This window comes from Sapientia aquatica (genome assembly GCF_004358105.1).
Taxonomy (GTDB): Bacteria; Pseudomonadota; Gammaproteobacteria; order Burkholderiales; family Burkholderiaceae_D; genus Solimicrobium; species Solimicrobium aquaticum.
In genome coordinates this window covers 1-743 of the sequence record NZ_SMYL01000048.1, presented here as the reverse complement: position 1 = coordinate 743, position 743 = coordinate 1, and the positions used below count along the sequence as shown (strand labels likewise).

The following is a 743-nucleotide window of genomic DNA, read 5'->3' as shown; positions in this document are numbered from 1 at the left end:
GCTGAATATTCGAAGTTAAATTGTGAGATAACCGTTCTCGTGATGGCGAGTTTTTGAACGAATTCAGGTGGCGTAATTTCCTCTTTGCCGTCGACCGTCTTTGTTCCTCCCTTTGCGCCGAAACGCAAACGTGCAACGATCTCTGAATCGGGAATAATTAATTGGTCGATGATGACGTTTTTTGGAAAACAAACAAAATAGACCTTAAAGTCAACACTCTTATTTTTATGGATTCGGCAGTTTTTAATTGTGACGTTTTGTGGACTATCGTTCATCCAAATTTTTGTACTGCCACCGCTACAGTTTTCCATATGAAAGTGTGTTCCCGAAAAGCTGGCATTGCTCATGTCAAGCGCTTCATATTGCGTGTTGATCATAGTGAAGTTGGTTAAATCGACATTAACCATATCCGTCGTACCAGTCAGGACACATTTGTTTATTGTTACATCAGACCTATCGTAATTGGCACCGCTATTTGGAAAGCTGTCCGTTGATATTCCTAGTCCTTCGAATTGGCCTTCTACTAAATTTAGTTTTTTGGTACCTCGTAGCGTGAATCCATTCGAGCGACATTTTAAAAATGTGACTTCGCCATACGTACCGACATAACCGTAGTGATTTCTATCGGTGCTGTTCCCAATAAAATCGCACTCCTCATGCAATACATTCTTGCTACCGCGATCGCCAATAATGCTGCTTGGCGTGTAGGTTTTGCATCGTAAAAAATGGACGTTGGTCTGGGT

The 743-nt window shown here is 41.6% G+C and carries 1 protein-coding gene; it reads right to left on the bottom strand.

Features of this window, described 5'->3' with window-relative positions; all coding sequences use genetic code 11:
• Positions 1-743, bottom strand: a 743-nt coding sequence (locus tag E2I14_RS19445) for a hypothetical protein (protein WP_165967914.1), incomplete at both ends; no start/stop codon positions are given.